This window comes from Prevotella sp. tf2-5 (genome assembly GCF_900115435.1).
Taxonomy (GTDB): domain Bacteria; phylum Bacteroidota; class Bacteroidia; order Bacteroidales; family Bacteroidaceae; genus Prevotella.
Genome location: NZ_FOWK01000002.1, coordinates 201,283 through 215,147 on the forward strand (window position 1 = coordinate 201,283; position 13,865 = coordinate 215,147).

The window sequence follows — 13,865 nt, forward strand, 5'->3', positions numbered from 1 at the left end:
AACCACTAACCACTAACCTCTAACCCTTAACCTTTAACCCTTAATCACTCTTATTTCTTTCTCACTGGGTCGCAGGTCAGTCCGCATCCTAGTTTCTTGAAAATCTTACGGTCCACCTCAGAGAGCATAACGGTAGAGTGTACCTGACAGTCACGTAGACGAGGCAACTGCTCCAACGCTTTCCTACATTGTTCGTCATCTTTGGAGAGCACACTGAGAGCCACCAGTACCTCATCGGTATGCAAACGGGGGTTCTTGCCACCCAGGTACTCTATCTTCGTCTTCTGTACAGGTTCGATGAGGCTCTCAGGAATCAGTTTCGCCTCATGACTGATACCTGCCAGATGCTTGGTGGCATTGAGCAGGAGTGCTGCGGAACAACCAAGCAGGGGTGTCGACTTTGCTGCGATAATCGTACCGTCTTCCAGTTCGATAGCGGATGAGGTATGACCTGTGAGCTCCTGCTTTGCCTGGGCGGCAACTGTCACCCGCCGGTAAGCGGTAGTGATCTTGGCCTGGTTGAAGAGCATCAGGATCTTGTTCAGCTCATTCTCGTTATCTGCACCGTCCGCCATCTTATTGGTGGCATCGTAGTAACGACGGATAATCTCGTCACGGCTGGCATTACAGCATGCCTCGTCATCAGAGATACAGAAACCTACCATGTTGACACCCATATCGGTGGGTGACTTATAAGGATTCTCCCCATAGATACCCTCGAAGAGGGCGTTCAGCACAGGGAATATCTCAATATCACGGTTGTAGTTGATGGCTGTCTTACCATACGCCTCCAGATGGAACGGGTCAATCATGTTCACATCGTTGAGGTCAGCAGTGGCAGCCTCATAAGCGATATTGACAGGATGCTTCAGAGGAAGGTTCCATACTGGGAAGGTCTCAAACTTCGCATAACCGGCACGGACCCCGCGTTTGTTCTCGTTATAGAGCTGGGAGAGACAAACTGCCATCTTTCCGCTACCGGGACCGGGAGCCGTCACGATGACGAGCTCACGACTGGTCTCTACATAGTCGTTCTTGCCAAAGCCGTCATCTGAGGCGATGAGCTTGACACTATGGGGATAGCCGTCGATGAGGTAGTGGACATAGCTCTTGATACCCAGTCGCTCCAGACGGTGGCGGAACTGGTCGGCGGCATGCTGACCATTATAATGGGTGATGACGACAGAGCCTACCATGAAGTCACGGCTCATGAACTCGTCACGCAGTCGCAGCACATCCTCGTCATAGGTGATGCCCAGGTCGGCTCGTACCTTGTTCTTCTCAATATCCTCGGCACTGACCACGATGACGATCTCCAACTGGTCTCGCAACTGTGCGAACATACGTAATTTGGAGTCGGGTTTAAAACCGGGGAGCACACGACTGGCATGATGGTCGTCAAACAGTTTTCCTCCCAGTTCCAGATACAGTTTCCCGTCAAACTGGGCGATACGCTCTTTGATGTGCTCAGACTGTATCTTAAGGTATTTGTCGTTATCGAATCCTATTTTCATATATAATAAATTAAATATTAAAAATTAAAAATGAAATATTAAGATTGAAAAATGTGAATATTTAAGTTTTTGCAGCCTTTATAATATTCACCAGAGTCCCGATAATGTTTTTGTTGTCTGTGAGCATAGATTCAAATTCATTGTCATTGATATAACCTGAAGCATGAAGAATTCTTAACCAGTATTTTGTCTCATTGGCTTCTTTTAGGGCAATGTGCATCTTTGATATAAAATCCTTTTTGCTTTGTGCATAGATGCTTTCGTTGACGTTGGCACCAATGCTGGTTCCACTTCTCAGGATCTGAGTCGGTAAAGCAGGGCTTACCTTATTATCTATAAGATATTGGAAAAGTTTAACAATTCTAACACCAAATGAAAAACTGATATCCAGAATTTTGTTATAACGCTCTTCTTCCATCTTAAAATACTCCCATTTTAATCTTTAATCTTTCATCTTTAATTTTTAATTTTTCTCTTCCTCTCCAGCTCAGCCTGTTGCTTCTGCAAAGCCTCAAGACGGGCGGCAAGACCGCTCTGCTTCTTCGGGTTGTTCTTGTTCTCCTGGTATTTCGCCTCCAGGATGGCAAGCAGTTTCTCATCATCCGTGGTCTTGCGGAGCGTCCACATGATGGCGGCAGAGAAGAACAGGGAGATGAAATAGTAGAAGTTCAGACCTGACGAGTAGTCGTTGAAGATGAAGAAGAACATCAGCGGCATGATATACATCATCCATTGCATCATCTTCATCTGCTCAGCCTGTGCCCCGATCATCTGGTCTTTCTGCTGACGCATGGAGATCCATGTGTAGATAAGCTGGGCGGCACAGAACAGGATACAGGTCAGTGACAGGTGGTCACCGATGCCCCAGATATTATTCGTCCATTCAATGATGGGATCGTAGGTCGAGAGGTCGTCCATCCACAGGAAACTCTCTCCACGCAACTGGATGGCATTAGGCACAAACCAGAACATGGCGATCCAGATAGGCATCTGGATAAGCATAGGCAGACAGCCGCCCATAGGACTGACACCATATTTCGAGTAAAGCGACATCATCTCCTGTTGTTTCTTCATCTGGTCCTCCGGCTTGTCATATTGCTTGGTGGCAGCCTCGAGTTTGGGTTTGAGGACACGCATCTTGGCACTTGACATATAGCTCTTCTTCACCATGGGGTAGGTGATGACCTTCAGCAAGATGGTGATGAGGATGAGGACGATACCCATGCTGAGTCCGAAACTGGCGAGCCAGTCGAAGACATACAGTGTGAACCAGCGGTTGATGAGACGGAATAGCCACCAGCCGAGGTTGACTAGTTGCTCAAGGTCGAGGTCTTTGCCAAACTGGCTTTGCTGCTCGACATCCTGTATCAGTCGGAAGTTGTTAGGACCGATATACATCTCAAACTCAGAGGGCTTTGCTCCTGTAGGGTCGAAAGCGGTCTTGAGCTTGGCGTCAAAATGCTTCAGGTAACCCGTGCCTTTCTCGTCGAGGGTACTGATGAGGTTGGCGTTCTTGGCGAAGTTGTCCTTTGAGATGAGGGCAATACTGAAGAACTGGTTGCGGAAAGCCACCCAGTCGAGCTCTTCCTCGATGGTCTCGTTCTCATCGGATGCCTCCGACAGATTGTCGGTGTCTCCATCCTTGGCTTCTTTATAGAATATAGAGGTATAGCGGTTCTCGAAGGAGTAGCCTTTCTCATGCTGGCGACAATGGTCTGTCCATTCTATCTCCATCTCCTTATAGGAGGGAGCGAAGGCGTTGGCAAGTCCTTTCGCCTGCAGGGAGAAGCCCAGCATATAGTCCTTACCCAGACGGTATTTCAGGATGACCTGTCCGCCATTGCCTGCTGTTGCCGTCATCGTCACTGTAGAGTCACTCTGCTCTGAAGGGGTGAAATACAAGTCGCTGGTGACGATATTATCCTGTTTACCGGTCAGCAGGAAGTTCAGGCTTTGGTCTTTCTCGTCGAAAAGTGTGAGGTCTTTGTCTTCGTTAAGATCCTTATAACCAATGATTTTCGCTTTTTTGATAATGCCTCCCTTTGAGTCAAGGGTAAGCTCCAGCTTGCCGTTCTTCAGTACCACTTGCTGGGAGGTACCGTTGAGTGCCTGATAGAAGAGGGCGGAGGAATCTGTCTTGGCAATTTCTTCCTGCTCCTGCTTCTTCTCTGCTTGTTGCTGGGCAGCCTTTTTAGCACTTTCCTGTTGGACGGCAGCAATGGAATCTTGTAGTCGTGCGGCTTCAATATCCTCCTTCGACGGACTGTTATACCAACTGAATCCAATCAGTACCAGTGCGATGAGGACGAAACCGATAATAGTGTCTCTATTCATATTTAATTATTTATTTTGTTCTGATTTCGCATACAAGGTGCAAAGGTAGTGCAAATCGAGCGAAAAACCAAATTTATTTGAGATTTTCCGAGGTGAAGCCTACTTTCGATATTAGTCAAAGGTACAAAGAAAAAATGAGATTCGTGTTTTAACTTCAATGTTTTTTCGTATCTTTGCACTCAAATTCGATGAAATGATGAAATACAGATATTTATTCTTATATGTGATGGCGATGCTGGTGGCTCCAAGTGCCAGTGCCCAGAAGAGTCAGCGTCAGCAGATACTGAACGAGTTGAAGGGCTATGTGGACTCTATTCAGGTGCTGCGCCACCAACTGGACTCCATCCAGCAGTTGAATGACTCATTACGTAAGGAGACGGTCGATGGGCGGTATTATCGTCTGTTCGCGCCTCCCACCTTCTACCACTCGGGTGCCAACAAGGTGTTGTCGCTCCATCCTCAGACGGGGGATGAGGTGACGGATGCCATCGATGAGGCGATGATGGGTCTCTATATGCGCCGTCCTGACTTGGTGCAGAGCACGGAGAGCCAGTTGCGGAAGGTGGGTACTGTGCGTGAGGATGTCAACCAGGAGGTGAAACAGAGTGTGGAACTGGTGGAGCATGTGGATCCTGTGCCTGTCGAGCCGGAGGTGGTGCCGACAGGTATCGTGGTCACCAAACCGAATTTCTGGAAGTTCAAGGGCGACGGCTTCCTGCAGTTCCTCCAGAACTACGTGACGGGCAACTGGTATAAGGGTGGTGAGAGCAACTACTCTGCGGTGGGTGCTGTGACGCTGGAACTGAACTATAACGACAAGGATAAGTACCTCTTTGAGAATAAGCTGGAGATGAAACTGGGTTTCCAGACGTCTCGCTCTGATACCGTGCATAAGTTCAAGACTAACAACGACTTGTTGCGTCTGACCAGCAAACTGGGTATCCAGGCTTCCAAGAAATGGTATTACAGCTTGCAGCTGCTTGCCTACACGCAGTTTGCCAAGGGCTTAAAAGCGAACGATGAGTTTGTGTATTCTGATATCGTCTCTCCCCTGGACGTGAATGTCGGTCTTGGTATGGAGTATAAGGTGAATGCCCTGAAGGGCAGACTGACGGGTACACTGAACTTCCTGCCGCTGGCGTATAACCTCCGTTATGTGGGACGTACCACCTTGTTTGAGAAGAACGGTATGGATGGTCGTCATACCAAGCATGAGTTTGGTGCGCAGTTTACGGGTGATCTCCAGTGGAAAATCATTGACCAGATTACGTGGAAGACGCGTCTGTATGCCTATACTTCCTATAAGCGTGCCTTGATAGAGTGGGAAAACCAGATAGAGTTCAAGGTGACGAAATATATCTCCGCCAACCTGTTCCTGTATCCTCGCTTCGACGATGCGGCGACAAGGGATGAAGACAATGGTTACTTCCAGTTTATGGAATACAGCTCCTTGGGTTTGAGTTATAGTTTCTAGTCTTTACTTCGCTTCCGTCATGTCTCCCTCAATATAGAGTCGTGTCATCTCCACAGCACCATTGGTGCGTACAGTGATAGACTTCTTGAAGTGTCCGGGGAACTTACCCGTTCCGTTATAAGTCACCTTGATCTCGCCCTTCTCTCCGGGCTGTACGGGAGTCTTGGTATACTCAGGTACCGTGCATCCGCAACTTGCCACAGCCTGGTTGATGACCAAAGGCTGCTCTCCAATATTAGTATAGGTGAACGTACAGGTGACTTTCGGGTCTTTCTCAGAGAAAGTGCCGAAGTTATGGGTTGTCTTGTCAAACTTGATCTGAGCAGGCTTCTGTGCCATCACTGCCGTCATGCCACATACCAGCATCAGGGTCATTAAAATTATCTTTTTCATATTCCTTCTTTTTTGTTATCAAAAATCCATGCAAAAGTAAGCCTTTTCCTCCACATTTGTATCATTTGAGGTTTGATTTTTAATAATTTTCACTTAATAAAATCAAATACTCAAAAAATTTTGGTGTTTCGCTCGATTTGCACTACCTTTGACCTTCGGTCGAAGGTACTCGCATTCGAAAGAAAAAATAAATGGATTTATTTTGTTCTTTACTCACTTATTCGTACCTTTGCATGCAATTTCAAACATATATTATAATATGTATAGGACAAAAACATGTGGTGAGCTGAGGCTCACAGATGCCGGACAGGTGGTGACACTTGCCGGATGGGTGCAGAAAACCCGTAAGATGGGAGGTATGACATTTGTGGACTTGCGTGACCGCTATGGTATCACCCAGTTGGTGTTCGACGAGTCGAAGGATGCCGCCCTCTGCGAGCGTGCCAATAAGTTGGGACGTGAGTGGTGTATTCAGGTCAAGGGCGTGGTCAACGAGCGTCAGAGTAAGAACATGAATATTCCGACAGGAGAGATTGAGATCATCGCACAGGAACTGAATGTGCTGAGCGAGAGTCTGACACCTCCCTTCACGATAGAGGATAATACGGACGGTGGTGACGATATCCGTATGAAGTATCGTTATCTGGACTTGCGCCGTTCTTGTGTTCGTAAGAACTTGGAACTGCGTCACCGTATGACGATCCTGATCCGTAACTTCCTCGACAACAAGAACTTCATTGAGGTGGAGACACCTATTCTGATTGGTTCTACCCCAGAGGGCGCCCGTGACTTCGTGGTACCTTCCCGTATGAATCCTGGACAGTTCTATGCACTGCCCCAGAGTCCGCAGACCCTGAAGCAGTTGTTGATGGTGTCTGGCTTCGACCGTTATTTCCAGATTGCCAAGTGTTTCCGTGATGAGGACCTGCGTGCTGACCGTCAGCCGGAGTTCACACAGATCGACTGTGAGATGTCGTTTGCCGACCAGGAGGATGTGCTGGAGATCTTCGAGGACCTCGCCCGCCATTTGTTTAAAGAGGTGCGTGGCGTGGAGCTACCTAAGTTGCAGCGTATGACGTGGCATGAGGCGATGCATCGCTTTGGTTCTGATAAACCTGATCTTCGCTTCGGTATGGAGTTCGTGGAACTGATGGATGTGCTGAAGGGCACAGGTACGTTCCCTGTCTTCAACGAGGCTGAGTATATCGGTGGCATCGTGGTTCCTGGCTGTGCTGACTATACCCGCAAGCAACTCGACCAGTTGACGGACTTTGTGAAGCGTCCGCAGGTGGGTGCCAAGGGCTTGGTATATGTGAAGTTCAATACCGATGGCACTGTCAAGTCTTCTGTGGATAAGTTCTATACCCCTGAGGTATGGCAGCAACTGAAGGAGAAGACGGGTGCCAAGGATGGTGACCTCGTGCTGATCCTCAGTGGTGACAAAGCGAATAAGACACGTATACAGCTCTGTACGTTGCGTCTGGAGATGGGTGACCGTCTGGGTTTGCGCGACAAGGATAAGTTTGTATGCCTGTGGATTGTCGACTTCCCATTGTTTGAGTGGAGTGACGAGGAACAGCGTCTGATGGCTACGCACCATCCGTTCACCTTGCCGAATCCTGATGATATCCCCTTGCTCGATACGGCTCCAGAGAAGGTACGTGCCGTTGCCTATGACTTCGTATGTAATGGCGTTGAGGTCGGCGGTGGCTCCCTCCGTATCCATGATGGCAAGTTGCAGGAGAAGATGTTCCAGATCCTGGGCTTCACCCCGGAGCGTGCTATGGCACAGTTCGGCTTCCTCATCAATGCCTTTAAGTATGGAGCACCTCCTCACGCTGGTCTTGCCTTTGGTCTCGACCGTTTCGTGAGCTTGATGGCAGGACTCGATTCTATCCGTGACTGTATCGCCTTCCCGAAGAACAATTCGGGTCGTGATGTGATGCTCGACGCACCAGGCGAATTAGACGCTAAACAGTTGGAAGAGTTGCAGTTACGTCTTGACTTACATCAAGAATAATTAAAAAATCATAAAAAATACGCTGTGCACGGCAACAAGGAATATTTATTATTCCTAATTTTGCACTCGCAAAGAAGAAATTCTTAAAAGAACATTCAATAGCGTATTAATTATTAAAGTTATGGCAGAAAAGAAAACAACAAAGAAGGCCGCTGCTCCCGCAAAGGCAGCTGAGCCAAAGAAGGCAGCCGTTAAGAAGGCAGCTGCTCCTAAGAAGGCAGCTAAGGCTGGTGTAGCAGTTAATGCAGAGAATGCAGGTTTCAAGGCTGGTGATGTTTATCAGGCACTTGCTGCTGCTGAGAAGGCTTTGACCGTTAAAGAAATCGCTAAGGCAGCTAAGATCAGCGAGGAGGAGACTCTGCTCGGTCTGGGTTGGCTCTTCAAAGAGGGCAAGCTCGCATCTGCTGACGAGAAGATTACACTTGCTTAATCAAATCAAATGAAGCATAAAAAGGCTGGAGGCTTTAAAGGCTTGCCAGCCTTTTTTAATTTTTAATTTTTTTGACTTACGATCAGCAGATATTGAAAGTACTCACCGAGGCAGGGGAGGGTGGTGTAAGCGTACAGGCGATTGCCAAGCATGTTTACAACATGAACTGTACCTTCTTCTTCCAACCGGACTATGAGGAAATCCGTACGTATGTCCAACAGTATTTGCTGCGCAACAGCAAGTCTGCACAGTCCATCATTGAGTCTACTGGCAGACGTGGTTATTATCGCTTGAATACGGAAGGGTCTGCTGATGCCCGCCAGATGATGCTTCAGTTCCGTGAAGAACGGGTAGAGGAAAAAGAAGAGGAGAAGCCCCAACAGGACCTCTCCCTCAGTCTTTTTGATTAACCTCATCCCTCCTACATCATCCATCTATCATCTTACATCTAACATCATCCATCTTCCTTGCAGGGACACCTCCCACGATACAGTTGTCGGGTACGTCTTTCGTAACGACAGCACCAGCGGCTACCACCACATGCTTACCGATCGTCACACCAGGGAGGATAACGGCATTGGCTCCTATCCACACATCATCCCCAATCACAACGGGCTTGGTAGAGATACCTTGTTCGTCTATCCGCAAAGTGGTGTCTTTGAAATTATGGTTCAGGGCGGTAACGACAATACCTTGGGCAAGGTTCACATGACTGCCGATGGTCACAGGACCGATGATGGTGTTGTGAATACCGATACGGGTATCGTCACCGATGATGACATCACCCACGGCATTATTGATACAACAGAACGACTCTATCACGCTTCGCTTCCCTAATGAGAAGTTACGATAGGGCGGGGTGTCCATCCGTACACTTGAATATATCTTGGAACCAGGCCCTCTGCGCTGGTAGAATGGAGCCAGCATCCGGATATACCAACGAGGACGTGCGTCCCGTTGGTTCATGATGATATAATCCAACCATTTCTTCAGCCTTGGACTGTCTTTCAGCCCCTGTCGTATCGCTTCTTTGTCTTTCATGTGGACAAAAGTAATAATTAATTTTCAATTATCAATTGTCTAATCGACAAAAAATCGCTTTGCTTGCAAAGAATTATCAATTATTTTGTATCTTTGCACAAAATACTACGAAATGAAGATACTTTTCTTAGTCTACCATGGTTTTGAGGATTATAGTGGTATCACAAAAAAGATACACTATCAGGTAAAAGGACTGAAGGAAAACGGTTATGATACGCGTCTGTGCTATTATGATTTCTCTCCTGAAGGTCATCGTTGCCGCTATGTGGACGGACAGGTCATTGAGGACTATGGGACAGGAAATTGGGCAGCAATTCGCCAACGCATGAGTTATGACTGTGTCTATAACTATTGTATTCGTGAGGGAATACAGTTTGTCTATGCCCGCTCTTTTATGAATGCTAACCCTTGGTTGATTCACTTCTTCAAAAAATTGCATAAGGCAGGTATCCATGCGGTGACGGAGATTCCAACTTATCCTTATGATAAGGAGTTTAAGGAGTTTGGGTGGAAGACTAAGATAGAACTGAAGATGGACAAGTTGTTCCGTAGAAAGGCATATCATTATATGGATGCAATGGTCACCTTCTCGGATGCCAAAGAAATCTTCGGACAGAAAACCATTAATATCAGTAATGGTGTCGACTTCGACAGTATCCCTCTCCATCAGCCATCAGCCATCAGCCATCAGCCATCTTCCCTTCACATGATCGGTGTCGCCGAAGTCCATCCTTGGCATGCCTTTGACCGTGTGGTGGCTGGTATTGGAGAATATTATAAGAGGTTAGAGGTTAGAGGTGAGAGGTTAAAGATGCCTGATGTTTTTTTTCATATAGTGGGCGGAGTGCATCCTTATCATATGAACAATCATTTTATGCCAATCATAGAGAAGTATCATATTCATGATAAGATTATTTTCCATGATGTATTGTTTGGTAAAGAATTAGATGACGTATTTAACCAATGTCAATTTGCCATAGGTTCTTTAGGTCGTCATCGTAGTGGTATTACTGTCATTAAGACATTGAAGAACCGGGAGTATGCTACTCGTGGTATCCCCTTCATCTACAGTGAACAGGATAGTGATTTCGACCATCAACCCTATATCATCAAGGCACCTGCCGATGAGACGCCGATTGATATCCAACGAATCATCGACTTTATGGCTGATTTTGACATGAAACCCGAGGAGATCCGTAAGACGGTGGAACCGCTACAATGGAAATACCAGATGAAGAAAGTAGTGGATGCGGTGTTTAAAAATTAATAAAAACTTGATAGTTCCAATTATTTGTTGTATATTTGCGACAATAAATTTCAAACTATGCAGAAAATAGATTTAAATGGAAAGACCATCTTGGTCACCGGTGCTGCTGGTTTTGTTGGCAGCAACTTAGTGAAACGTTTGTTCAAGGATGTGAAAGACGCTACCATCATTGGTATCGATAATATGAACGACTACTATGATGTCAGTCTCAAAGAATGGAGATTGAAGGAGTTGAAGGCCCTCTCCAACTCCCCCTGTTTAGGGGGAGAGTCAGGAAAGTCCTCCCTTAATAGGGAGGATTTAGGTGGGTCTTTTCACTTTATAAAGGGTGATATCGCTGACAAGGCAACCATTGATGATATCTTCGAGAAATATCATCCTGCAGTGGTAGTCAACCTTGCCGCACAGGCAGGTGTCCGCTATTCCATCACGAACCCTGATGCTTATATCCAGTCTAACTTGATTGGTTTCTACAATATCTTGGAGGCTTGTCGCCACTATCCGGTAGAGCATCTGGTATATGCTTCGTCGTCGAGTGTCTATGGCTCCAATAAGAAGATTCCGTATTCTACGGATGACAAGGTGGATAACCCCGTATCTCTCTATGCGGCAACGAAGAAGAGTAACGAGCTGATGGCGCATGCCTATTCGAAACTCTATAACATCCCGTCTACAGGACTCCGTTTCTTCACCGTCTATGGTCCTGCCGGTCGTCCAGATATGGCGTATTTCGGTTTTACCAATAAACTGGTGAAGGGTGAGACCATCCAGATTTTCAACTTCGGAAACTGTAAGCGTGACTTTACTTACGTGGATGATATCGTTGAGGGTGTCGTTCGTATCATGCAGGGAGCCCCGGAGAAGAAGGTGGGTGAGGACGGTTTACCCATCCCTCCGTATGCGGTCTATAATATTGGTAATAACCAGCCTGAGAACCTGTTGACCTTCGTGGATATTCTGCAACAAGAGTTGATCCGTGCCAAAGTTCTTCCAGCGGACTATGATTTCGAGGCACATAAGAAACTAGTGCCCATGCAGCCGGGTGATGTCCCCGTGACCTATGCAGACACCAGTGCCTTGGAACGTGACTATGGTTATAAACCCTCCACCTCTCTCCGTGATGGTCTTCGTGCCTTTGCCGAGTGGTATGCTGACTTCTATCAGAAAAAGTAGTTTATGGAAAACAAGCCTTTAAAAATTGTCTATTGTACTCCGGCTTTGTATTTAGCTGGGGGCATGGAGCGAGTGGTAACTTTAAAGGCTAATTATTTTGCAGACTACTATGGCTACGATGTGACGATTATTATAACGGAAGGAAAAGGTAAACCATATTTTTATCCGCTATCAGACAAGATCAAGGTAGTTAATCTTGACATTAACTTTGAGAAGCTATGGAATTGTGGACTGCTTAAACGGATTCTCATTTATCTTCCCAAACAATATCGGTATAAGAGACTGTTGAAACGGGAACTGATGCGTATTCGTCCTGACATTACGGTTAGTATGTTGCGTCGTGAGATTAATTTCATCAATGAGATCAAAGATGGAAGTAAGAAAATAGGGGAGATGCATATTAACCGTGCTAATTTCCGTAAGTTTGAGGCAGAGAAACATAATTTTATAAAAAATCTCTTTGCCAGGTTCTGGTCAGGTAGTTTAGTGTCGCATTTGAAAAAACTCGATCGTTTTGTTGTATTGACAGAGAAAGACCGAGAGGCATGGACAGAGTTGGATAATGTGGAGGTCATCCCCAATCCTTCTCCTTTTATGCCTTCTCAGGTAAGTCCTCTTACGGAAAAGCGTGTGATAGCCGTTGGACGTTATTCTCATGAAAAAGGTTTCGACTTACTGTTACGGGCATGGGCTGAGGTGGAGAAACAATGTGCAGACTGGTATTTGGATATCTATGGTGATGGTGATACCACTTCCTATAAGGAACTCATGGATGAGTTAGGAATAGACAAGCGTCGTTGTCGGTTGAATGGTCGTACTAATGATGTTGAGTATGAATACTGCCATAGCAGTCTTTTTGTGCTTAGCTCGCGCTTTGAAGGTTTTGGCATGGTCATCGTTGAGGCGATGGCATGTGGACTACCCGTAGTTGCTTTCGATTGTCCGTGGGGACCTCGGGCTATCATCAAGGAAGGTGAGGATGGTATTTTGGCAGAGAAAGGCAATCCTTCTGCATTGGCAAAAGGATTGATTTGTTTGATGGAGAATGATACAAAACGTGTGGCAATGTCCATAGCTGCTCAACGAAATGTTCAGCGTTTCAGTATTGATGAGATTGCTCAACAATGGAAGTGTCTTTTTGATGAAATAGTTATTAACACCCGCCAATAGCTATATGAATAATTATGAAGTAACAATAGGAATACCTGTCTATAATGCAGAGAAATATATCCAGCAGAGCTTGGAGTCAGCATTAGCACAAACGTTTGACAGTATTGAATTTCTTGTGCTTGATGATTGTGGGACAGATGGCTCTGTGGAGATTGTGCGTGATTATCAACAATCCCACCCTCGTGGGAAAAATATCCGTATAGTTCATCAACCTCAAAATATGGGCATAGGTGAAGGAAGAAACCGTATCGTCAATGAAGCTCAAGGTCGTTATTTGTTTTTTCTGGATGCAGATGATACAATCTCATCTAATGCCATTCAATTACTTTATGATGCTGCCAAAAGTTATAAAGCTCAGGTTGTTTATGGTTCTCATAAGAGAATTGAGCTTTTTAATGAAAAGGAGAAAGAAATACTATATAGATATTCAGCAATACAATTTTCAAATAAGGATGAATTTCCCTCTTGGGTATATCGCCGTTATGATGGTATTCAAGCTACCATTTGGAATATTTTAATGGATTTGGATTTTTTGCGAAACTGTAATCTGCGTTTTGAGCCTATATCTTATTGGGAAGATTTCATGTTCATGATGTTATTTCCTACTTATGTTACACGAGCAGTTTTATTACCAGATATAACATATACTTACTATTGTCGTAACTATTCTTTATCGAACTTTCAGCATCGCAGCCAAATTAATAAAGATGAAATAGAAATGACGTGTAAAGCAATTAATCATGTTAAGATTCAAATATCTTCTTTATGTGATAAACACTATTATTCGCATTTATTCAACAAAATCATGATGACGAATTTTTATGTGGCTTGTGCAATCTTGAGGAATAAAAAGATTATTAATCCATCTTTTTCTAATCGAGAAATTCATAGATTGTTGCAATTCCCATTCTCATTTATGCAATATATGAAATCATTTGGAGGACTCTATTCTAACATGTTTTTTGTCATATTGAGTAAGTTCCCACCTGTGATATCTGTGAATATTATTAAGCTATTAGGTAAGTATAAGGGATTGATTTAACAATTTT

13 protein-coding genes are annotated in these 13,865 nt (G+C 45.4%); 8 read left to right on the forward strand and 5 right to left on the reverse strand.

Annotated features, from left to right (window positions below; all coding sequences use genetic code 11):
* Window positions 1-50: 50 nt before the first annotated feature.
* From BM257_RS02775 to yidC, 3 genes are all read right to left on the reverse strand, one after another.
* The gene (locus BM257_RS02775) at window positions 51-1,514 is read right to left on the reverse strand and encodes a DUF1846 domain-containing protein (RefSeq protein WP_092068024.1); all 1,464 of its coding nucleotides are present in this window, start codon (window positions 1,512-1,514) and stop codon (window positions 51-53) included.
* Between the two features lie 61 nt (window positions 1,515-1,575).
* Window positions 1,576-1,932: a four helix bundle protein gene (locus BM257_RS02780; protein WP_092068026.1), complete on the reverse strand. Its 357-nt coding sequence runs from the start codon at window positions 1,930-1,932 to the stop codon at window positions 1,576-1,578.
* A gap of 38 nt (window positions 1,933-1,970) precedes the next feature.
* The gene (yidC, locus tag BM257_RS02785; protein WP_092068028.1) at window positions 1,971-3,848 is read right to left on the reverse strand and encodes a membrane protein insertase YidC; all 1,878 of its coding nucleotides are present in this window, start codon (window positions 3,846-3,848) and stop codon (window positions 1,971-1,973) included.
* Between the two features lie 193 nt (window positions 3,849-4,041).
* Here yidC and BM257_RS02790 point away from each other — a divergent pair, with 193 nt between their 5' ends.
* Window positions 4,042-5,322 carry a DUF3078 domain-containing protein gene (locus BM257_RS02790; RefSeq protein ID WP_255405467.1) on the forward strand — a complete coding sequence of 427 codons (1,281 nt, stop codon included), beginning with the start codon at window positions 4,042-4,044 and terminating at the stop codon, window positions 5,320-5,322.
* Window positions 5,323-5,325: 3 nt separating this feature from the next.
* Here the strand turns inward: BM257_RS02790 and BM257_RS02795 are convergent, their stop codons facing one another.
* The gene (locus BM257_RS02795; RefSeq protein ID WP_092068030.1) at window positions 5,326-5,715 is read right to left on the reverse strand and encodes a DUF1573 domain-containing protein; all 390 of its coding nucleotides are present in this window, start codon (window positions 5,713-5,715) and stop codon (window positions 5,326-5,328) included.
* Window positions 5,716-5,974: 259 nt separating this feature from the next.
* On the opposite strand from BM257_RS02795, the gene aspS reads away from it, so the two are divergent.
* The 3 genes from aspS (at window position 5,975) to BM257_RS02810 (ending at window position 8,575) form a co-directional block, all read left to right on the forward strand.
* On the forward strand, window positions 5,975-7,735 hold the full coding sequence (gene aspS / locus BM257_RS02800; RefSeq protein ID WP_092068032.1) for an aspartate--tRNA ligase: 1,761 nt from the start codon (window positions 5,975-5,977) through the stop codon (window positions 7,733-7,735).
* 121 nt (window positions 7,736-7,856) lie between these two features.
* Entirely contained in the window at window positions 7,857-8,165 is a 309-nt protein-coding gene (locus BM257_RS02805; protein ID WP_092068034.1) for a winged helix-turn-helix domain-containing protein, read from the forward strand.
* Between the two features lie 92 nt (window positions 8,166-8,257).
* Window positions 8,258-8,575, forward strand: a complete 318-nt coding sequence (locus BM257_RS02810) for a hypothetical protein (protein WP_255405468.1) — start codon at window positions 8,258-8,260, stop codon at window positions 8,573-8,575.
* A gap of 16 nt (window positions 8,576-8,591) precedes the next feature.
* On the opposite strand, the gene BM257_RS02815 is transcribed toward BM257_RS02810, so the two are convergent.
* Window positions 8,592-9,206, reverse strand: a complete 615-nt coding sequence (locus BM257_RS02815; protein WP_255405470.1) for an acyltransferase — start codon at window positions 9,204-9,206, stop codon at window positions 8,592-8,594.
* 112 nt (window positions 9,207-9,318) lie between these two features.
* Here BM257_RS02815 and BM257_RS02820 point away from each other — a divergent pair, with 112 nt between their 5' ends.
* Genes BM257_RS02820 through BM257_RS02835 form a run of 4 tightly spaced genes read left to right on the forward strand, consistent with a single transcriptional unit; the run spans window position 9,319 to window position 13,858 of the window.
* A complete protein-coding gene (locus tag BM257_RS02820; protein WP_092068038.1) occupies window positions 9,319-10,473 on the forward strand; it encodes a glycosyltransferase family protein in 1,155 nt (384 codons plus the stop codon).
* Window positions 10,474-10,530: 57 nt separating this feature from the next.
* Entirely contained in the window at window positions 10,531-11,646 is a 1,116-nt protein-coding gene (locus BM257_RS02825) for an NAD-dependent epimerase/dehydratase family protein (RefSeq protein WP_092068040.1), read from the forward strand.
* Window positions 11,647-11,649: 3 nt separating this feature from the next.
* Entirely contained in the window at window positions 11,650-12,816 is a 1,167-nt protein-coding gene (locus BM257_RS02830) for a glycosyltransferase family 4 protein (RefSeq protein WP_092068042.1), read from the forward strand.
* A 4-nt stretch (window positions 12,817-12,820) separates the two neighbouring features.
* Entirely contained in the window at window positions 12,821-13,858 is a 1,038-nt protein-coding gene (locus tag BM257_RS02835; protein WP_092068044.1) for a glycosyltransferase family 2 protein, read from the forward strand.
* The last annotated feature ends 7 nt before the right edge of the window (window positions 13,859-13,865 follow it).